Source organism: Oceanospirillum multiglobuliferum (assembly GCF_900167095.1).
Taxonomy (GTDB): domain Bacteria; phylum Pseudomonadota; class Gammaproteobacteria; order Pseudomonadales; family Halomonadaceae; genus Oceanospirillum; species Oceanospirillum multiglobuliferum.
In genome coordinates this window covers 165,143-185,568 of the sequence record NZ_FUXG01000001.1, presented here as the reverse complement: position 1 = coordinate 185,568, position 20,426 = coordinate 165,143, and the positions used below count along the sequence as shown (strand labels likewise).

Here is a 20,426-nt window from a genome sequence, read left to right as displayed (position 1 = left end):
AAGCCTTAACGCCTGTTATTAAGGCGTCCTCACTGCTGAAGAAAAATCATGGTTGCATCGTTATTAAGAAAACTAATCGGTAGTAAAAACGACCGAGAGCTGAAACGACTTGGCAAAATTGTGCGTCAAACTAATGCCTTAGAAGAGAAAGTTAAGGTGTTGTCAGATGAGGCACTACAAGCTAAAACCCCTGAGTTCCGTGAACGCATCGCTAAAGGGGAAAGCCTAGATAAACTATTACCTGAAGCCTTTGCAGTTGCTCGCGAGGCCAGTTCCCGTGTGATGGGGATGCGCCACTTTGATACCCAGTTAATTGGGGGAATGGCGCTACATTTCGGCAAAATTGCAGAGATGAGAACCGGTGAGGGTAAAACCTTAGTTGCCACATTGGCAGTTTACTTGAATGCATTGGCTCAAAAGGGCGTGCATGTGGTAACGGTGAATGATTACTTGGCGCGTCGTGATGCAGACTGGATGCGTCCCTTATATGAGTTTTTAGGCTTAACGGTTGGGGTTTCTGTACCGGGGTTAACACCTGAGCAGAAGCGTGCAGCTTACGCCTGCGACATCACTTATGGTACCAACAATGAGTTTGGTTTTGACTATCTGCGTGACAACATGGCTTTCAGTTTGGAAGATCGTGTACAGCGTGAGATGTATTTTGCCGTAGTGGATGAAGTGGACTCGATTTTAATCGATGAAGCACGTACGCCTTTGATTATCTCTGGTGCTGTTGAAGACAGCTCAGAGATGTATCGTAAAATTAATACATTGGTGCCTAGCCTTATCGAGTGTAAGGAAGAGGGTGGCGAAGGCCATTTCTTTAAAGATGAAAAGCAGCGCTCTATTGAACTATCAGAGCATGGGCATCAATTTATTGAAGAATTGCTAACTGAGAATGGCTTGCTGCCAGAGGGTGAAAGCCTATATGCCCCTGCCAACCTTGGTTTGCTACATCATGTTAATGCAGCTTTGCGGGCTCATGCATTATTTCAACGAGATGTACATTACATTGTACAGAAAAATGAAGTTGTAATTGTTGATGAGCACACCGGTCGTACGATGCCGGGGCGTCGTTGGTCTGAGGGTTTACATCAAGCGGTTGAAGCCAAAGAAGGTGTTCATATTCAGAATGAAAGCCAAACTTTAGCATCAACAACCTTCCAGAACTATTTCCGTCAGTATGACAAACTTGCAGGTATGACGGGTACTGCCGATACTGAAGCTTTTGAGTTTCGTCAAATTTACGGTTTAGATGTTGTGGTGATTCCAACCAATAAACCCGTAAAACGTATCGACAGTAATGACCTGATCTATCTAACGATGCAGGAAAAGTTCGATGCCATTATCGAGGATGTTAAGGCTAAGATCGAAGCCAAACGTCCTATTTTAGTGGGTACGGCCTCAATTGAAGCCTCTGAGTTTGTCAGTGCTTTGTTAAAGAAAGCTGGCATTCCTCATAACGTCTTGAATGCTAAACAGCACGCCAGCGAAGCTGAAATTATTGCTCAAGCAGGTCGTCCTGGCGCGGTTACTATCGCGACTAATATGGCAGGTCGTGGTACGGATATTGTTTTGGGTGGTAACTGGGAGTCTGAAGTTGCTCGTTTGAATAATCCGACAGAGGCACAAATTGCGGCAGCTAAAGCCGAGTGGCAGCAACGCCATGAGGATGTTTTAGCGGCTGGTGGTTTGCATGTGATCGGTTCAGAGCGCCATGAATCACGTCGTATTGATAACCAGCTACGAGGCCGATCTGGTCGTCAAGGTGATCCAGGCTCTACCCGTTTCTTCCTTTCTTTGGAAGATGACTTGATGCGTTTGTTTGCTTCTGATCGTGTGCGTGGCTTTATGCAGGCACTAGGTTTAGAAAATGGCGAAGCTATTGAACATCGTATGGTGACAAGTGCCATCGAAAAAGCGCAGCGCAAAGTAGAAGGTCGTAACTTCGATATTCGTAAACAGCTGCTTGAATATGATGATGTGGCAAATGACCAGCGCACAGTTGTTTATCAACAGCGGGATGAGGTCTTGCGCAGCGAGTCTCTAGCCGAGATGATTGATAGTATTCGTGCGGATGTATTGCAAGAAAACATCAGCAATTACATTCCAGAACAAAGCATGCCTGAGCAATGGGATATTCCTGGTTTAGAGCAACATTTAGAAGCTGAGTTTGCTTTGCGCCTACCTATTCAGCAGTGGCTAGATGAAGATCAGCAGCTATATGAAGACTCATTACGTGAAAAGATTCACGCGGAGCTAATTGAGGTTTATCGTGCGAAGGAAGCTCAGGCTGGCGTCACTACTATTCGCCAGTTTGAGAAACAGGTCTTATTACAAGTACTTGATACCCGTTGGAAAGAACACCTTGCCGCTATGGATCATCTGCGCCAAGGTATTCACCTGCGGGGCTATGCACAGAAGAACCCGAAACAAGAATACAAGCGAGAATCCTTTGAACTCTTTCAGGATATGCTGAAAAACATTAAGCATGATGTGATTCGTATATTAAGCCATGTGCAAGTGCAGAAAGAGGAAGAGGTTGAAGAAATGGAGCGTCGCCATCGCGAAGCTCAGGCCAAACAGCAATACCAATATCAGCACTCTCAAGCAGAGGGTATGCATGGTGAGGCTGGACAAAATCAGTCGGAGCAGGCTCAACCCTTTATTCGGGATGAGCGCAAAGTCGGACGTAATGAACCTTGTCCATGTGGCTCAGGTAAAAAATACAAACAGTGTCATGGAAAACTACAGTAGATTAAGTGTGGTGATCTAAAGTTGGCACTGAAACAGGGTGGTTGAGCAATCAACCGCCCTGTGTTGTTATGATCTTGTTATTAAAATGATCAAAATAGACCACAAATGAATTTTTAATCGTTAAACAACTTATTTTAGGAGTTGGTCATGGCTGTTGGCCCGTCTGTGTTACCGGTGTTTCATCAAATTGATGGTGTACGTTTAGGCATTGCGTCTGCTGGTATTAAAAAAGCAGGCCGCAAGGATGTTGTGGTGATTGAGTGCCCAGAGGGTGCAACAGTTGTAGGTGTATTCACTAAGAATGCTTTTTGTGCAGCACCTGTTCAGATTGCAAAGCAGCATTTGGCGCAGGCTACGCCACGCTATTTGTTGATTAACACAGGTAATGCCAATGCAGGAACAGGCAAGCAAGGCTTAGTTGCTGCCCAACAGTGCTGCGAATTATTAGCAGCGCAGATGGGCGTGACCGCTGAACAGATTCTTCCGTTCTCAACGGGTGTTATTGGCGAACCTTTGCCAGTGGCTAAAATTGAAGCAGTCCTATCGGCTGCGAAGCAAGACCTGTCAGAAGCTAACTGGGCTGTAGCAGGCGAGGGAATTTTAACTACAGATACTCGTGCTAAAGGTGCAACAGCTGCTATTGAGGTAAATGGTCAGCTGGTTCATATCAATGGTATTGCCAAAGGTTCGGGTATGATTAAACCGAACATGGCAACCATGCTGGGCTTTGTGGCTACAGATGCAAAAATTGAGCATGAGCTTTTACAGCAGATGTTACGCACCGCGACAGATCGGTCTTTTAACCGTATTACTGTAGATGGCGATACTTCAACTAATGATGCCTGCATTTTGATCGCCAGTGGACAATCTGCGGAGATTAATCAGGCAGATGAAGCTGCAATGACCGCTTTTCAAACTGCATTAGATGATGTGATGCGCTCTTTGGCACATGACATTGTGAAGGATGGAGAAGGCGCGACTAAGTTTGTTGAAATCACCGTCTCTCATGCTGCTACTCAAGACGAAGCCATAGAAGTAGGCTTCACTGTTGCGCACTCCCCTCTAGTGAAAACAGCACTGTTTGCCAGTGATGCTAACTGGGGACGTATTTTGGCCGCAGTGGGTCGTGCCAATGTTGATGCACTAGATGTTGATAAAATTAACATCTGGCTGGGTGACGTACAGATTGTATTGAATGGTGGTCGTAACCCTGATTACACCGAGGCTGCTGGTTCAGCCGTAATGGCTGAAACTTTTATTCGTATCCAGATTGATCTGGCGCGTGGCGAAGTTGAAGACACTGTTTGGACAACAGATTTGTCCCATGATTATGTGACGATTAATGCGGATTACCGTAGTTAATTGAGCGGTTGTAAGCGGGCTTGTTGGCTTTGTTAGCAAGCCCGTTTTGTTTTGAAGTATTTTATGTTTTGTTTTTAGTCTGTATCAGGTGGGTGAATGCCAAAGTTTATTCATGTCGCAGCTGCGGTGATCTGTAATGAAAATGGCGATATCTTAATTGCCCGTCGTCCTGCAACGGTTGATCAAGGTGGTTTGTGGGAGTTTCCCGGTGGGAAGTTAGCACCTTATGAAACTGCACGCCAAGCTTTAGCCCGAGAGTTAAATGAAGAGATAGGTATTCAGGTGACCTCCGCCTCTCCTCTCATTGCAATTAACCACCAATATCCAGAATACAATGTGTTATTAGATGTGTGGCGTGTACATAGTTTTGACGGTGAAGCCTATGGTCGAGAGGGCCAAGCAGTGCGCTGGGTAAAGCCTGAAGACTTGAAAAAATATAGTTTCCCTGAGGCGAACCACTCAATATTAAAGGCGATTTCAATACCAGACTATTACGTGATAACGGGTGCTGCTGAGAATGAAGAGGAGTGGTTGTTAAAGTTGACTCGGGCATTAAATGCAGGTGCTGAACTAGTGCAAATGCGAGTACCAAGTTTAGATAAAAACGAATTTTTATCTCGCGCTAAGAAGGCGTTAGCGCTTACCTCAGAATCAGGCGCTAAACTCATTCTAAATAGCGCTGCAGATCTGTTAGGTCAAATTGATGCTGACGGCATTCACTTGAGCAGTGAACGATTATCTCATTATAGTCAGCGCCCTATTCCTAGAGACAAATTACTCTCTTGTGCTTGCCATAACCTTGCACAGTTAGAGCAAGCGATTGCCTTACAGGCTGACTTGATTACACTTAGCCCCGTACAGGCTACCGATAGCCACCCTGGTGTTGAGCCGATGGGTTGGCAACGCTTCAAAGAGCTGATTGAACAAGTACCTGTGCCAGTGTATGCCCTTGGAGGTATGGGGCGTGAAGATATTCGTAAAGCCAAAGGTTTAGGTGGTCAGGGTGTTGCTGGTATTGGTGCATTTTGGCAGCAAGTCAGCCGTAGTGGGAAGTAAGCAAGTTTAATTGTTACAAATAAAGGAGCATTTATTGGCTCCTGAACAAGAGTATTTCGGTATTTTCCGGCTAACAGCCGGAAAATATGAAAGTTTTTATAGAGTAACTCCTGCTTGAACGCTTAGTCCTTTTTTATAGACCTTCAGAGAGGCTAACCTCTAGGTAATTGCTCTAGTAGGTCGCTGGATAGCTCATCCATTGCAGGTTCCCCTGCAATACGATGACTTTCGCTGGCCCACTCGCCAAGATCAATTAGGCGGCAGCGATCGCTGCAAAATGGTCGGTGTACACTCTCTGGCTTCCATTCTACGGCTTTCTTGCAAGTTGGACAGTTTACAGTCATTACTTTCTCAGTCATATGCATTTACTTAAGTTGGCTTAGTTGTAAATATTGCTGATGCAAAGCTTGGCAGGCTTGTTGAAGATGCTCAAGGCTTTGATCATTGATAATAATGTCGTCAGCACGACTGATGCGTGCTTGCCTTGGCATTTGTGCCGCAATAATAGCATCTACTTGAGCGGCGCTGTTATTGTCCCTGATTTGCGTTCGCTGCCGTTGTAGAGTGGTTGGTACATCAATTAGTAACACTCTATCCACCAGCTCATTCTGCCCGCTTTCAAGCAATAAGGGCGACACTAAAATACCATAGTCAGATTGTACCTTTCCAAGTTGATCAATGATTTCAGTACGTATTGCAGGATGAGTAATGGATTCTAGCCAACGTCGCTGCTCTGGGTTGGCAAAAATTTGTTTACGCAGCCATGCCCGATTTAATTGGCCATTAGCCTCTAACACTTCGGTACCAAAATAATCTTTAATTTGATGCCATGCCGCTGTTTCTGGTTGAACGACTGCCCTAGCAACAATATCGGCATCTATGATGTTGATGCCTATTTTTTGGAAGTAATCAGAAGCGGCAGTTTTACCCGAGCCGATACCACCTGTTAGGCCAATAATTAATTTATGTTTCGGCATGGTTAAAAAATTGTCCACATCAAAGATTGAATTTGTGTTGGAAAATATAGCACTAGCCATCCTGCCAGTGCTAAGGCAGGGCCAAAAGGCATTGCTTGTCCACTCGCGAGCTGTCCGGTTGTGCGTAATAGCAAGGCTATTAATAAACCTGTTAATGCGCTGATTAACAGTATTGCAGGGAGTGCAGCTGCGCCTCCCCAAGCGCCGAGTGCTGCTAATAGTTTAAAGTCACCATAGCCCATTCCCTCTTTGCCTGTTGCTAATTTAAAAAGCCAGTAGATAGACCATAAAACCAGATAGCCTAAAACAGCTCCCCATAATGCGCTATCTAGTTGCTCAGGATAAAAAAGTTGCTGTGTTAACAAGCCTGCCCACAACAAAGGCTGGGTCAGTAAATCTGGTAGTAACTGTGTCTTCAAATCAATCACTAACAGTGCAAGAAGTACTAAGCTAACCACGTATAGCAACAATGCTTGTAGCTGAATGCCGATGACATACAAGCTAGCAAGTGCTAACAAACCGCTGGCTAGCTCAACGGCGGGATACTGTCGGGCAATATTCTGATGACAGTGGCGGCAGCGCCCTTTCAATAATAGATAGCTTAGCAAGGGAATATTGTCATAAGCCGCTACAGAGTGGTGGCAGTTTGGACAGTGTGATGCAGGCCAAGCCAGATTAAATATATTATGTTTCGACTGATCAATGGCTAAGTCTGCCTGATAATTGGCACACTCTTGTTGCCACTGTCTTTCCAGCATCAAAGGGAGGCGATAGATCACAACATTCAAAAAGCTACCCAGTAATAAACCCGCAAAAAATATAATACCACTCAACAGCAGAGGGTTATCAAGGAGTTGTGCGATCAAAATAAACTACCCATTTGGAATATTGGCAAGTACATCGCAACCACTAAGCCACCAACCATGACGCCTAAAATAGAGATCACAAGGGGCTCCATCAGTGTGGTCATTGAATCGACAGCATCATCTACTTCTTCTTCATAGAACTCTGCAACTTTATCTAGCATCGTATCCAGCGATCCAGACTCTTCTCCAATCGCTACCATCTGGGTCACCATGCTGGGAAATAGATGGGTTGTTTTAAGTGCAAAATTTAGCTGTTGCCCTGTGCTGATGTTGTCTCGGACTGCAAAAATAGCTCGGGTATAAACTCGATTACCTGTAGCCCCCGCAGAGGAGGCCAGCGACTCTACCAAAGGTACGCCGGCGGCAAAAGAGGTTGCTAGAGTGCGGCTAAAGCGAGCGATAGATGATTTTTTGATAATGGCACCAATGACAGGTAGCTTTAGCACTATAGCATCGACTCTATAGGCAAAGGTTTCTGATTTTTTAACTGCATTCACAATAAATAACGGTGCAAAAAATAAGGTGGCAAAGATAAGCCACCAATAGGTCTGCACAAACTCAGAAGCATCAATCACTAATTGTGTAATCAATGGTAATTCTGCATTAAAGCTTTTAAACATGGTTTCAAATTGAGGTACTACTTTGAGTAGTAAAATGAGCATCACCACTAGGCCAATGGTCATGACTGATGCGGGATAGTAGAGTGCTTTTTTTATTTTGGCTTTGATGCGCTCGGTTTTTTCTTTATACAAAGCCACACGCTCTAGCATCACATCTAAGGCTCCAGATCGCTCACCTGCTTCTACTAGATTAGAGATTAACTTATCAAAATGTTTAGGGTGCTTTCTTAGCCCCATGCTTAGCATATTGCCGTCAGATACCTCATTGCGTATGGAGACTATCATCTTCTGCATAGTGGAGTTTTCAGAACCTTCTGCCACAATATTCAGTGATTGCACCAAAGGCACGCCCGCTTTAAGCATTGTGGCAAGTTGCCTAGTAAACAGCGTCACTTCTTTGGAGGTGATTTCTTTTACACCAATTCCGAATGGGAGTTGAGTTTTACGCCCTACTTTATTGGCTGTAATGCCCTGTTTTCTCAGCTGAGCTTTTGCTAGGCTAAGATTCAGAGCTTGGATTTCACCTTTCTGTTTATTACCTTTGCTGTCAATGCCATCCCAGCGAAACACTTGGTATTGTTGCTTGCTTTTATCGTCCTGATTGGTGGCCATTATCAGTCAGTCCTAATTAATAATTGGTAGCGTAAAAAAATCAGCTTGCTAATCGACAGTGACACGGTTTACTTCCGCTAAGCTGGTGAGTCCAGCTAATGCTTTTTTCAAGCCAGAGGTCCGAAGGTTAGCATAACCTTCTTTTTGAGCTTGCTCTGCAATTTCTAATGAGTTGGCATTATTCATAATCAGTTTAGAAATCGCACTGGTAATAGGGACAACTTCATAGATACCCAGTCGCCCCTTATAGCCTTGATGGCAATTTTCGCAACCTACAGGCTGGTATAGCTTGGCGTTACGTAACTGATCAAGAGTAAAACCCTCTTCTAATAATGCAGATTCAGGTATATCAGAAGGTTTCTTACAGTTTGAGCAAAGCTTGCGAGCCAAACGTTGGGCGATAATCAGGCTAACAGATGTTGCAATATTAAACGCAGGGATTCCCATATTATGCAGTCGCGTCAGTGTTTCCGCTGCGCTATTGGTATGCAGGGTTGATAAAACAAGGTGTCCTGTTTGTGCCGCTTTAATAGCAATTTCAGCCGTCTCTAAATCTCGAATCTCACCGACCATAACAATGTCTGGATCTTGACGTAAAAATGCACGCAGAGCAGCCGAAAAGTCTAAGCCGACTTTGTAGTTCACATTAACTTGATTGATCCCTTCAAGATTAATTTCCACAGGGTCTTCGGCAGTTGATATATTGCGCTCAGGTGTATTCAGGATGTTTAGCCCTGTATACAAAGTTACTGTTTTACCGCTGCCCGTAGGACCTGTAACCAGTATCATACCTTGCGGTTGACTTAAGGTTTTTTCGTACATCACTTTTTGCTCAGGGGTAAAACCTAGCTCATCCATGCCAATACGGGCGGCACTTGAGTCTAATACCCTTAACACCACTTTCTCCCCCCATAGGGTTGGCATGGTGTTTACACGAAAATCGATGGTTCTGGTTTTGGATACCTTGAGTTTGATGCTGCCATCTTGCGGGACGCGACGTTCAGATATGTCAAGTTTTGCCATCACCTTTAAGCGGCTAGTAATACGATGTCGTAGGTTGAAGGGTGGTTTTATCGCCTCATGCAATAAGCCATCGGTACGGTAGCGAATACGAAAGCTACGCTCGTAAGGCTCAAAGTGAATATCGGATGAACCTAGCTTAATGGCATCAAGTAGCACTTTATTTACAAACTTTACGATGGGAGCATCATCAGTCCCTGATGTATCTGTACCGATCTCTTTGGGCTCGTTACTGGCGAGATCAAGATTATCTAGCTCATCATCTTCTAGTTTGGATAAAGCTTCTTCATCACCCTCTAAATAGTTCTCTACAGCACGAACAAGTTGATCATAAGGTACTAAAATTGCCTCGGTATTCAATCCTGTTTGGAACTGAATCTCATCCACTGCGGCTAAATTGGTTGGGTTGGCAATTGCTAGAAAAAGTTTGCTGCCGCGTCTATATAAGGGGAGAGCCATGTGGTGGCGAATAAGTTTTTCATTCACTAAATCTTTAGGAAAGTGTTCAGGGTCAAAAGCAGATAAGTCAAGAAAAGGCACGCCAAACTCGCGTGCAGCGGCAAGTGCTACCGCTTTGGCGTCAACCTTGTGGGTAGTTACAACATGTTGTAAGAAAGAGGTGTTTTCTTTTTGAGCCTGCTCAGAAGCAGCCAAAGCAGCCTCTTTGCTCATAACCCCTTCAATAACCAGCCGTTTTGCAATTCCACCAAGTGACACAGTCATCTCCTTGTCTGCTGATAATTATGGTTCGATTATAAAGTCATTCGGTCAATTAAAACTTGAATAATATAAATATTTTTTATCCTTGCTTGGTCTAATCTATTGTAAGCATACGTATCTGTACTCTAAACTTGATTGATCAATCTTGTCGACTCTAAGCAAATTTGCGGTCGCAATATAATTTAGAGTTCAATATTACATTCAGAGGATGAAAAGATGATGTTTAAGAATAGAAAGCAGAAGGGCTTTACTCTTATTGAGCTGCTAATTGTTGTAGCAATTATCGGTATTTTAGCTGCGGTGGCAGTGCCTAGGTATCAAGACTACACTCTTCAAGCCAAATTAACTGAGCTTGATTCTGTGGCAGATAGTTATAAAACGGCAGTTTCAATTTGTGCGCAAACTACAGGTGGATTGACTGCATGTGGTGCAGGTTCAAATAGTGTGCCTGCTGCTATTACAACTGGTACCTATACTACCTTAGATACTTTGGCAGTGTCTGCTACAGGTGTGATTACAGCTAAAAGCGTTACAATCGGTGGTAAGGTTTACACCCGCACTTACACGCCAACGTTGAACGCTTCGGGCATTAAATGGGCTATGGCTGAAACATCTGCTTAAGTAGTGACTAGAGACTGATATTATGCAACAACATTTGGCAAAGCTATCTCGCTATCACCGCTGGGCAACGGAAAAGCTATTTGAATCTGTGTCGCTACTGAGTGATGAGCAGTACCGCCAAGATGCAGGGCTATTTTTTGGTAGTGTACACGGTACGCTAAACCATCTGTTGCTGGTAGATCAGTTATGGCATGCTCGTATTGAAGGCATACCTTACCCCGTAACCGATTTAAGCCACGAAATTGAAAGCAATGCCAAAGCGCTGGAAACGGCGCTATTGGCACAATGCAACACTTGGTTTCAAACCTGCGCCACAGTAACTGAACGCCGCTTAAGTAAGGCGATTGAGTACCGAAATATCGCGGGACAAAAAGCTGAGATTAATCTAGATGACCTGTTGATCCATGTGTTTAATCATGGCACCCATCATCGCGGTCAAATATCAGCCGTGCTGGTTGAACATGGTGTACCTGTGCCAGAAATGGACTATTACTACTTTGTGCTAGCTTCTCGACGCTAATATATTATTGTTGATGTGTAACGCAAAAAGCCCGCTTTCAATGCGGGCTTTTTGCGTCTTAGGCGATATGGATTAGTACATCGCTTGCTCTTCATCAATGACTTCTTTCAATACTTCAAGGTACAAGCGATCTGCATCAGAAAAATCTGCGATATCGTCAGGGATTTTTACACTGGTTAGGCTGCTAATTTCACGTGCAATCACTTCTGCTGAGTTAGGCTGGCCGCTGTGCGCGCGAGCAACCTCTAACGATGTAGGTACAATGCTTGGATCTTGCAGTAGCTTTTTAATAAATTGGCGTAGCTCATTAATGACACGGCCTTTGTTAATTTCGTTTGCGCTGCTCATGTAGACTCCTTTTGGGATTCACTACCGGTCTCTTTTTGTTATGTCAGAACCCAGTCGGTTACAAATAGTTGAAGCTCGAATATCTCTGTTTAAGGTATCAGAGCTTGGCTGAATAAAGAAATACTCTGTGTTCAAATTATATAAGTTGCTCAACGCTTTAAGTAGCTGTTTTAATGTTCGGCTAAGATTTTTGCTGCCATATTCGCAGCTGCCCCAGCCATGCTTGGCTAGACAACATTTGTTTTAGCCTGTTCTCATCAATCTCTACTGGTAATGACCCTGTTAGAAAGAGGTCAATATCAATACGATTGTTTAAATAGTGTAGCGTTAACTGCTTGTCGCTCCACTGAAAGTTTTGATCTTGCCAGCAGTCTTTTAGTTGTTGTACAACCTCTTTGCGAAGAGGTAGTAGTCCTTCTAAAGGTGGTAGGTGCTGTTCTGAATCGTCTTCGGCATCAATATGGAAGGTGATGTCCTGCACATCTTCATGCTGCTCTCGTAAGAGCTTGGCGACCTTGACACCGATTTGATGGCCTTCAGATACACTGATCTTTGGGTTTACCTGTAGATGAATATCTAAAAAGATCTGTGATCCCATTTTACGGGTACGTAAACTGTGTACATCACGAACCCCTTCCACGCTTAAGGCTTGTGTACGCATTGCCTCTGTTTCTGCTACGGGGAGCGCGGTGTCGACCAGCTCTTTCATGCTATTGGCCACCAAGCCCCAACCGATATGCGCCACCATCAACCCCACTATCAAAGCGGCTGCTTGATCAAGCCAGTGAACTCCCATCATGGTGCCTACAATACCGACTAAGACGACAATTGAAGACAGTGCATCGCTTCGACTGTGCCACGCATTGGCAATCAGTAGGTCTGATTTTATTCTTTTCGCCACACGCATGGTGTAGTGGAAAATCCATTCCTTACCTGCAATGGATAATACGGTAATTGCAATTGCCCATAATCCGGGAGTGGCAAGTTCATTTTGCTTGAATAATCGAACCATGCTGTCGTAGGCGATAGCGCCTGCCACCGCCATCAATAAACTCCCTAGAATAAGCGTGCCCATAGTTTCATAACGGGCATGACCGTAGGGGTGCTCTTTGTCAGGTGCTTGTCTGCCATAGTGAGTAACGCCAATCACTAAAATATCAGTTAATAGGTCTGACAGAGAGTGAATGCCGTCTGCGATCAATGCATGGGAGTTGCTGGCCCAGCCAATGATGATTTTTAGTATGCCTAGAAAGGTATCCAGTAACGAACCAATCAGAGTAACTTTATGCGCGTCTCTTGCTTGCTCTTGATGCATTTCATGCCTCTAACTGTTCGGGATACGGTACTCATTTCGGCTGATCAGCGTCTAGCGATTAATCAAGCCTCGACTGTTCAGGATAGGGTTTGCATACATCCTTAAAATATAGGGGATATAATGCTCAGGGTAGCCTGATAAACGTTCATCAAATACTTTGCGCTCTTGTGCTGTTATTTCAGGCTTACCACTCAGATTGTCATAGCCTCCTAGACGCTCTAATGCCAGCCAGTTTGATGGGTAAAAGCAGTAGTTATCTAAGATGTTTTGATCAATTTTCTGGGCTACTTCATCTGCATTCTCTAGTTGACCGGATAACGGAGCAGAAAAGTGCAGGTGAACACGGCCTTTATAACCAGAGATGCCATTTACGATGCTTTTAATATCTTCAAAGGCTGGCTTCTTATAACTGCCTTCTGTTGCAATGGTGTGAAATTCTTTAGCTTTTAGCTCATCACAAGGATCATATTCATAAGAAATTGAAACGGGGACAATGTTTAGCTCGTTCATAACTTCTGAAAAGCTAGGGCCTTCGCTTTTCTTTTTTCGACTCATAAAGAACATTTTAATAATGGCTGGATCTGTATAATCGATACCATCTTTAGCACGTCCTTCTTTCTGAGCAATCCAAATAGAGCGTTGCTCTTCTAGCAGAGAGTAATTGATATAGGCAGACAGTTCGGTCAGAGCCTTCATCATCTCACGCACGCCTTTAGCGGAACGCTTTACAATAAAACTTTTGTTCAGACGCATTAGGTCACTGACATAAGGCTTTTGCAGCAAGTTATCGCCAATGGCAATACGGGCCGTGTCCTGCTCAGCTTGATAGAGTGCGTAGTTAACAAACGCAGGGTCCATCGCAATATCACGGTGGTTGGCGACAAAAAGATAGGGCTTGCTGAAGTCTAAGTTTTCGAGTCCTGATACAGTAAAACCATCCGTTGAAGTTTTGATCATGCGTGCCATGTAGAACGAAATTTGGCTTTGGAACTCATTGACTGTTTTGATATTTGAGAACTGAGCATGGAGTTTACGGCGAATCAAGGGGCGTAAAATAAAGCCCATCAGATTGTGGATCTGAGGAAAACGGAATTTGCAAATCGCATCAATCAGCTCAGGATGGGTGATGATACGTTGAATCACCTCTGGTGCTTCTTGATCGTGGTAGGGGCGAATATCCTGAAACGGGTCGGGCGCCGATGTATTCATGTTGTGCTAATGTCCGTTATGAAAGCGAGTGTTTATTATTAAGGGGAGGTAAGTGTTTACCCTTGTCAGTGCTTAGGACTGACCTAATTCTGCAACGCCACCTAACCACTCAATCAAATGGTCAGTGAAGCGCTGTAGTTCTAAACTCATTAAAGCAAAGTCTGCATCTAGTTGCGTTATGGGGTCTTCATCTACATAACTATCCCGCGCCTCATCTAATATATCATCACCGAAACGTAGGCGTTTGATACACAGGTCCTCCTGTAAAATGCACTGCACACGCTCTTGCCAATTGATCGCAAGTTTTACAACCTGCTTGCCCGTTTCAATATGCGCCACAACCTCATCTGCATCTAAATCAGGCTGTTTACAACGAATTACACTACCTTCCTCTAAATCACTGCGCAGTTCACATTGACCATCTAAAAGCAAACCAATAGGTCTTTTGTGTGTGTTGCCTAGCCATTGTGTCATCACATGCGCGGGGCTTAGCTGAGTGTTAATAGGAATAACAGGGAGTGAGCCTAAAGTTTGGCGTAGCAGGTCCAAAAATTCTTCTGCTTTTTTACTGCTGACAGCGTCAATCAAAATACGCTGTTGAGTTAAATCAATATAACCCCAAGTGTAACTAGAGCGCACAAATGCACGGGGTGTCAGTTCAGATAGCAGCTCTTCCTTTAATGTTAGCTTTTCTTTTCTACCTACCTTGCGCTGTTCCTTTAACTCAATTGCGGCGATGCGTTCTTTTAGAGCTTCATTGACTACAGCAGCGGGAATTACTTTTTCTTGTCGACGCATACAGAGCAAAATATTGTGATGACTACTGTGGTAAAGCGTCATTGCATTAGGGGTGGGTAAACTCCAGCCTGCACGATAAGTCTCAATGCTTTTGCATGGTTCAAATTGAAACGCCTGTAGCTGCCCCTCTAGCTGAGCCATATCAATGGTGATGGGTTTGCTGAACTGAAACAGTTGTAGGTTTTTGAACCACATTGATTGTCTATCCGTCATAAATTGGAGCGATATTATCTAAGGAAGTGCCGTAAATGTCACGCTGGTTACGGTTTGTAACAAAGTTGAGATCAAGCTTCCACATAGATTTGGTGAGGCTTTGAGCTGTAAGGTTAGTGTATTGAAATGCAACTGTCATAAAACTGTCAGCTAAGTGTCATTTTAGTTTGGCAAGGTTGCCTTATTTAGATGCGATTAGCTTGTGCCTATTAACAGGTTAAAGCAGTGATCTCTCCATATAGGAAAGGCTGACCATTATATGAAAATTGCGACGGTAACCCGTGCAACCTCAGTAGTTCTTGTACTTATTGCGATCTCTTTAGCCGCAACCTTGCTTTGGGGGTTGAAGCGGTTAAATAGCGCGTTTACAGCCACTCAAGAATATGCAGTACTAAAAGAAGAAGTGTCTATTGATCTGCGTAAAACAGTACAAAACTATTTATCAACAGGCGATGCCGTCGAGTTAAATCGGGCTGAGCAGCAATTAAAACAACTGGCTGAGCAGCGCTTGCCGCTATTACCTTCACAGGTTTCGGCCTCAATACAGCCCTCATTGAAAGCGCTAGAACAAGGTTTGACAGGACAGTTTCGTGGTGCAGGCAAGCTTGCGGGCAATCAGAAAGGCTTACTGATACAAGCTGAAAAAGAGATCGCAGACAGTATCGACAGCCTTTATGACTACAGTATCGAAGGTGCTGTTGTGAATAATGCTGTAGCCCAGCGTTATCAACAACAACTGCATGAGCTGGCGCTTGGTCTTGTTAGGGTGAAAAGCTTACGCGAGCAGTTTGCAGATACAGGTAATGCATCTTATCGTAGCTCTTTACTTGAGCGTGTGAATCAACTGGGTACTAATGTAAAGAGTCTGCAACTGTTACCAAGGCTTGGCATTTATGTCGAGCAAGAAGAAGATGATATGCAGGCTTTGATGGGCTGGGGAGATGAACAATCAGAAGGGCAGCCCAAAGTTGATAAGGGGGATGATTTAATCTCTGCTTTGCAAAGCTTGGTACGTCGCTATCCGTCAGAGCTAGAAAGCACCTTAAACAATATTGAATTAGGTGTTACCAGTCGTAAAGCCGTGAATGGTTTGATTGATCAGTTAGAGATTCGCATCGCCGATGGGCAAGATGCCATTATTCAGCACCGTGCGGAGCTAGACGAGCAGGTTCGCTTTATCTTTATCTGCTACGTGGCATTAATTGTCGCCGTTGCCTTTGTCTTGCATCTGTTTCAAAGTCGAGTGGTATTAAAAGGCTTAAATGAGCTTTCTGCTGCAATTAATCGCTTAGTCAGCAGTGGTGAAATGAAGTTAATTCCCGTGCGTAGCCCCGAAAGTGAAACGGGTGCTATCGCTATTAATTTCAATCATCTGATTGAAAAAATGCAGCTCCAACAGCAAGAAAAAACTCAACAGCTGGGCCAAATTACTGATTCATTAGAAGTGGTACTATCAGATATCGACACTATCAGTAAGACGGCCAACGAAACTCGTAATTATGTCTCCAAGTCTCACAGTTTTACTAATGAACTGACGCGTCTGGCAAAAGATGTTAATGCCAGTTCAACACAGGTAGAGAATTTTGCCCGTGAAACCGCAAGCTTTATGGTAGATAGTCAAAAGAGTGCGCGTAATGTTGAGATTGCCAGTCAGCAAACAATTGAGACGCTTGCCCAAGGGCGTAACTCTTTAGATCAACTGGTCAGTGCCGTAGATGAAGTGACCAGCATTTTAGATGTGATCAGTGGTATCTCGGATCAAACTAACCTGTTGGCTCTTAATGCTGCGATTGAGTCAGCGCGAGCCGGAGAACATGGACGGGGCTTTGCCGTTGTTGCGGATGAAGTACGCAACCTTTCAATGGAAACTCAAAGTTCAGTTTCTAAAATTGGCTTGATTTTGGATCAGCTAAAAAGAGCCTCCACAGGCTTAAAAACCAATATGGCAGAAATTTCAGTTGCTGCTGAAGAACAAAAAACAGCAGCAACTTATTTGTTGGAAATGTCACAGGTCGTACAGGGGCACTCTGATAAAGCTGCAAGCTTTGCCCATCAAGGTGCAGCTGTAGCACGTAGCCAAGTGGCGCAAGTTGAGGTCTTTATCTGCTCAATGGAGGAAATGGAGCAGCAAGCCCGTCAAGCAGAAGATGTAATTCTGTCAGTTCAGACTGAGGTACACGAGAAAGTATTGTGGATTTCGAGCGCACTGGGTGTGTCGCGTAATAAAAAAGAACTACTGCTATGATGATCAAAGAATAGATAGGCGTATAACCTATTGAACTGCTTGTTTTGTCAAAACAAGGGTGAATATTAACGCTATTCGCCCTCTGCGTTAAACTCCCACCCACCCTAGAATCTTTACCATTACGTTGTCTTCGTCTCAGAAAGCCTCAGAACGCTAAATAGCTGATATGGAGCACAAAAAAGGGTATAATCCAGCGAATTTTACAAACGAAGCGTTGCAGTGCTGTTAATAAGCTGCCGCTGCGACCAAAGTGTTGGCGATAAAGGATTCGGATACTCATGGGTGAATTTGCTAAAGAGATTCTGCCGGTCAATATCGAAGACGAGTTAAAACAGTCGTATTTAGACTATGCCATGAGCGTAATTGTCGGGCGCGCGTTGCCTGATGTACGTGATGGTCTTAAACCGGTACACCGTCGTGTGTTATTTGCGATGCACGAATTAGGCAATGATTGGAATAAAGCCTATAAAAAATCTGCCCGTGTGGTGGGTGACGTAATCGGTAAATATCACCCTCATGGTGACAGTGCGGTTTACGACACCATTGTACGTATGGCACAGCCTTTTTCGATGCGTCATATGTTGGTCGATGGTCAAGGTAACTTTGGTTCGATTGACGGCGATAATGCGGCGGCGATGCGTTATACCGAAGTGCGTATGGCTCGCATCTCTCATGAAATGTTGGCTGACCTAGACAAAGAAACCGTCGATTTTGTAGACAACTACGACGGTAGCGAGCGCATTCCTGAAGTACTACCGACCCGTGTACCTAATCTATTGGTCAACGGTTCTTCGGGTATTGCTGTGGGTATGGCAACCAATATTCCGCCGCACAATTTGGCGGAGGTAATCAATGGTTGCTTAGCGCTTTTGGATGATCCCGATCTCAGTGTTGATGATCTGATGGAATTTATTCCAGGGCCAGATTTTCCAACGGCTGCGATTATCAATGGCCGTGCAGGTATTCTACAGGCATACCGTACAGGTCGTGGTCGCATTTATGTGCGTGCTCGTCATACCATTGAACGTGATGACAAAACCAATCGTGAAACCATCATCATCCATGAGATCCCTTATCAACTGAACAAAGCGCGCGTGATTGAGCGTATCGCTGAGTTGGTAAAAGAGAAGAAGATCGAAGGTATCTCAGAGCTACGCGATGAGTCAGATAAAGATGGCTTGCGGGTTGTGATTGAGCTGAAGCGTGGTGAGTCTGGTGAAGTGGTTGTTAATAACCTATTTGCACAAACTCAGTTGCAAAACGTTTTCGGTATCAACATTGTGGCACTGGAAAATGGTCAGCCGAAGGTGATGAACCTAAAGCAACTGATTGAGGCTTTCCTGCGTCACCGTCGCGAAGTCGTCACTCGTCGCACTGTTTATGAGTTACGTAAAGCCCGTGAGCGTGGTCACCTGTTAGAAGGTTTGGCCATTGCGTTGGCTAATATTGACCCTGTCATTGAGTTGATTCGTACCTCTCCATCAGCTGCTGAAGCAAAAGAGAAGCTGTTAGCGAATCCTTGGACGCCGGGCAATGTGATTGCGATGTTGGAGCGCGCAGGTGCAGATTCTTGCCGTCCTGATGAGTTAGAGGCCGAGTTTGGCTTACGTGATGACAGCTATTATCTATCCCCTGCCCAAGCACAAGCCATTCTTGAGTTACGCCTGCATCGCCTAACAGGTCTTGAGCATGAAAAACTACTGAACGAATATCAGGAAATTCTGGGTAAAATTGCAGAGTTGGGCAGTATTCTGGCTGATTCTGAGAAGTTGCTACAGGTGATTCGTGAAGAGATGGTGGCGATTCGAGATCAGTATGGCGAGCCTCGTCGCACCGAGATCATCAGCAGCCAACTTGATCTGACGATGGAAGATCTGATCACCGAAGAAGATATGGTGGTGACCATTTCTCGTACTGGTTATGCCAAAGCGCAGCCACTCAGTGATTACCGTGCTCAGCGTCGTGGTGGTCGTGGTAAATCTGCTACCGCAGTAAAAGATGAAGATGTGGTTGAACACTTATTGGTGACTTCAACCCATGACACGGTGCTGCTGTTCAGCAACAAAGGTAAAGTGTACTGGCTAAAAGTTTACGAGCTGCCGCAAGCGGGTCGTGGCTCTCGCGGTCGTCCAATGGTGAACTTGCTACCGTTAGATGAAGGCGAGCAGATCAGTGCAATTTTACCTGTACGTGAATATCAAGAGGATCACTATGTCTTTATGGCAACCGCCAAAGGCACAGTGAAGAAAACCGCTTTAAGTCAGTTCTCTCGTCCACGTAGCAGCGGTTTGATTGCACTGGATATTGAAGAGGGTGACCGTTTGATTGGTGCTGCGATTACCAATGGTACTCAGCATGTGATGCTATTAAGCAGCGCCGGAAAGATGATTCGCTTTGATGAAAACGATGTGCGCGCAATGGGTCGTACCGCTCGTGGTGTACGCGGTATGCGTTTACCTGAGGGCGCTCAGGTGATCTCTTTGATTATTCCTCAAACCAACGTGATTGCCTCAGAGGATGAGGAGCAAGTTGTAGAGGCCGTTGACGCTATTGACGGCGAATCAGCGGTGCTAGAAGATCAAGAGATCTATATTCTGACGGCATCAGAAAACGGCTACGGTAAACGTACTCGCCTAGAAGCTTTCCCTGTATACGGACGTGGTGGTCAGGGCGTAATCGCCATGCAAACCAGCGAGCGTAACGGTCAGCTTGTTGCGGCAATTCAAGTGTCTAGCGCTGATGAAATGATGCTGATTACCGACCAAGGTACATTGGTGCGTACTCGAGTCAGCGAAGTTTCGATTTCAGGCCGGAACACTCAAGGTGTTACCTTGATTCGTTTGTCTGATGAAGAACGCTTGGTCACTGTAGTGCAAGTGAATGAACCCGAAGGTGTAGACGATTTGTCTGATGAGGCGCAGAATGATGCTTCGGTAGAAACCGAAGTACAAGCGCCTGAACAGCCGACAGATAGCCAAACACCAGCCTCCGACGAGGCATAAAACAACAGGGGCTTAGGCCCCTGTTTTGTTTCACTTGCTATAGATCTAGTCAAGTGGAGAGAGCAAGTGAAAATAACGCAAGTTGATTGCAGAGCGAAAATAGCGGGTTGCAAAGTGCAAGCTTGATTACCCCTAGTTTCAACTAACAGAAGGTTTAAAAGAAGT

16 protein-coding genes are annotated in these 20,426 nt (G+C 44.7%); 7 read left to right on the top strand and 9 right to left on the bottom strand.

Annotation, left to right across the window (positions count from 1 at the left end):
- Positions 1 to 48 precede the first annotated feature (48 nt).
- The 3 genes from secA (at position 49) to B5D26_RS00815 (ending at position 5,175) form a co-directional block, all read left to right on the top strand.
- Positions 49 to 2,757 carry a preprotein translocase subunit SecA gene (gene secA / locus B5D26_RS00825; RefSeq protein WP_078743786.1) on the top strand — a complete coding sequence of 903 codons (2,709 nt, stop codon included), beginning with the start codon at positions 49 to 51 and terminating at the stop codon, positions 2,755 to 2,757.
- 147 nt (positions 2,758 to 2,904) lie between these two features.
- Positions 2,905 to 4,119 (top strand): bifunctional glutamate N-acetyltransferase/amino-acid acetyltransferase ArgJ, encoded by a 1,215-nt coding sequence (argJ, locus tag B5D26_RS00820; RefSeq protein ID WP_078743785.1) that lies wholly within the window; start codon positions 2,905 to 2,907, stop codon positions 4,117 to 4,119.
- Between the two features lie 96 nt (positions 4,120 to 4,215).
- The gene (locus B5D26_RS00815) at positions 4,216 to 5,175 is read left to right on the top strand and encodes a Nudix family hydrolase (RefSeq protein ID WP_078743784.1); all 960 of its coding nucleotides are present in this window, start codon (positions 4,216 to 4,218) and stop codon (positions 5,173 to 5,175) included.
- Positions 5,176 to 5,327: 152 nt separating this feature from the next.
- Here the strand turns inward: B5D26_RS00815 and yacG are convergent, their stop codons facing one another.
- The 5 genes from yacG to pilB are packed head-to-tail and all read right to left on the bottom strand — an operon-like array spanning position 5,328 to position 9,993.
- Positions 5,328 to 5,534 carry a DNA gyrase inhibitor YacG gene (gene yacG, locus B5D26_RS00810; RefSeq protein ID WP_078743887.1) on the bottom strand — a complete coding sequence of 69 codons (207 nt, stop codon included), beginning with the start codon at positions 5,532 to 5,534 and terminating at the stop codon, positions 5,328 to 5,330.
- 6 nt (positions 5,535 to 5,540) lie between these two features.
- A complete protein-coding gene (coaE, locus tag B5D26_RS00805) occupies positions 5,541 to 6,152 on the bottom strand; it encodes a dephospho-CoA kinase (RefSeq protein WP_078743783.1) in 612 nt (203 codons plus the stop codon).
- Between the two features lie 2 nt (positions 6,153 to 6,154).
- Positions 6,155 to 7,018, bottom strand: coding sequence for a prepilin peptidase (locus B5D26_RS00800; protein WP_234985132.1), 864 nt, complete (start codon positions 7,016 to 7,018; stop codon positions 6,155 to 6,157).
- Positions 7,015 to 8,250: a type II secretion system F family protein gene (locus B5D26_RS00795; RefSeq protein WP_078743782.1), complete on the bottom strand. Its 1,236-nt coding sequence runs from the start codon at positions 8,248 to 8,250 to the stop codon at positions 7,015 to 7,017. The genes B5D26_RS00800 and B5D26_RS00795 overlap by 4 nt, the downstream gene beginning before the upstream one ends.
- A 48-nt stretch (positions 8,251 to 8,298) precedes the next feature.
- The gene (gene pilB, locus B5D26_RS00790) at positions 8,299 to 9,993 is read right to left on the bottom strand and encodes a type IV-A pilus assembly ATPase PilB (protein WP_078743781.1); all 1,695 of its coding nucleotides are present in this window, start codon (positions 9,991 to 9,993) and stop codon (positions 8,299 to 8,301) included.
- A gap of 213 nt (positions 9,994 to 10,206) precedes the next feature.
- On the opposite strand from pilB, the gene B5D26_RS16585 reads away from it, so the two are divergent.
- Both B5D26_RS16585 and B5D26_RS00780 read left to right on the top strand, forming a co-directional pair.
- The gene (locus B5D26_RS16585) at positions 10,207 to 10,611 is read left to right on the top strand and encodes a pilin (protein ID WP_078743780.1); all 405 of its coding nucleotides are present in this window, start codon (positions 10,207 to 10,209) and stop codon (positions 10,609 to 10,611) included.
- 22 nt (positions 10,612 to 10,633) lie between these two features.
- The gene (locus B5D26_RS00780) at positions 10,634 to 11,131 is read left to right on the top strand and encodes a DinB family protein (RefSeq protein ID WP_078743779.1); all 498 of its coding nucleotides are present in this window, start codon (positions 10,634 to 10,636) and stop codon (positions 11,129 to 11,131) included.
- Between the two features lie 72 nt (positions 11,132 to 11,203).
- Here the strand turns inward: B5D26_RS00780 and B5D26_RS00775 are convergent, their stop codons facing one another.
- The 4 genes from B5D26_RS00775 to rdgC form a co-directional block, all read right to left on the bottom strand.
- Positions 11,204 to 11,479 carry a hypothetical protein gene (locus B5D26_RS00775; protein WP_078743778.1) on the bottom strand — a complete coding sequence of 92 codons (276 nt, stop codon included), beginning with the start codon at positions 11,477 to 11,479 and terminating at the stop codon, positions 11,204 to 11,206.
- Positions 11,480 to 11,660: 181 nt separating this feature from the next.
- Positions 11,661 to 12,794 (bottom strand): cation diffusion facilitator family transporter, encoded by a 1,134-nt coding sequence (locus B5D26_RS00770; protein ID WP_078743777.1) that lies wholly within the window; start codon positions 12,792 to 12,794, stop codon positions 11,661 to 11,663.
- 51 nt (positions 12,795 to 12,845) lie between these two features.
- Entirely contained in the window at positions 12,846 to 14,003 is a 1,158-nt protein-coding gene (locus tag B5D26_RS00765; RefSeq protein ID WP_078743776.1) for a 1-acyl-sn-glycerol-3-phosphate acyltransferase, read from the bottom strand.
- Between the two features lie 72 nt (positions 14,004 to 14,075).
- Complete coding sequence (gene rdgC, locus B5D26_RS00760) at positions 14,076 to 14,996, bottom strand: recombination-associated protein RdgC (protein ID WP_159445555.1); 921 nt, start codon at positions 14,994 to 14,996, stop codon at positions 14,076 to 14,078.
- A 277-nt stretch (positions 14,997 to 15,273) separates the two neighbouring features.
- Between rdgC and B5D26_RS00755 the strand changes: the two genes are divergently transcribed.
- Positions 15,274 to 17,259 carry a methyl-accepting chemotaxis protein gene (locus B5D26_RS00755; protein ID WP_078743774.1) on the top strand — a complete coding sequence of 662 codons (1,986 nt, stop codon included), beginning with the start codon at positions 15,274 to 15,276 and terminating at the stop codon, positions 17,257 to 17,259.
- A gap of 278 nt (positions 17,260 to 17,537) precedes the next feature.
- Positions 17,538 to 20,261 (top strand): DNA gyrase subunit A, encoded by a 2,724-nt coding sequence (gene gyrA, locus B5D26_RS00750; RefSeq protein ID WP_078743773.1) that lies wholly within the window; start codon positions 17,538 to 17,540, stop codon positions 20,259 to 20,261.
- The last annotated feature ends 165 nt before the right edge of the window (positions 20,262 to 20,426 follow it).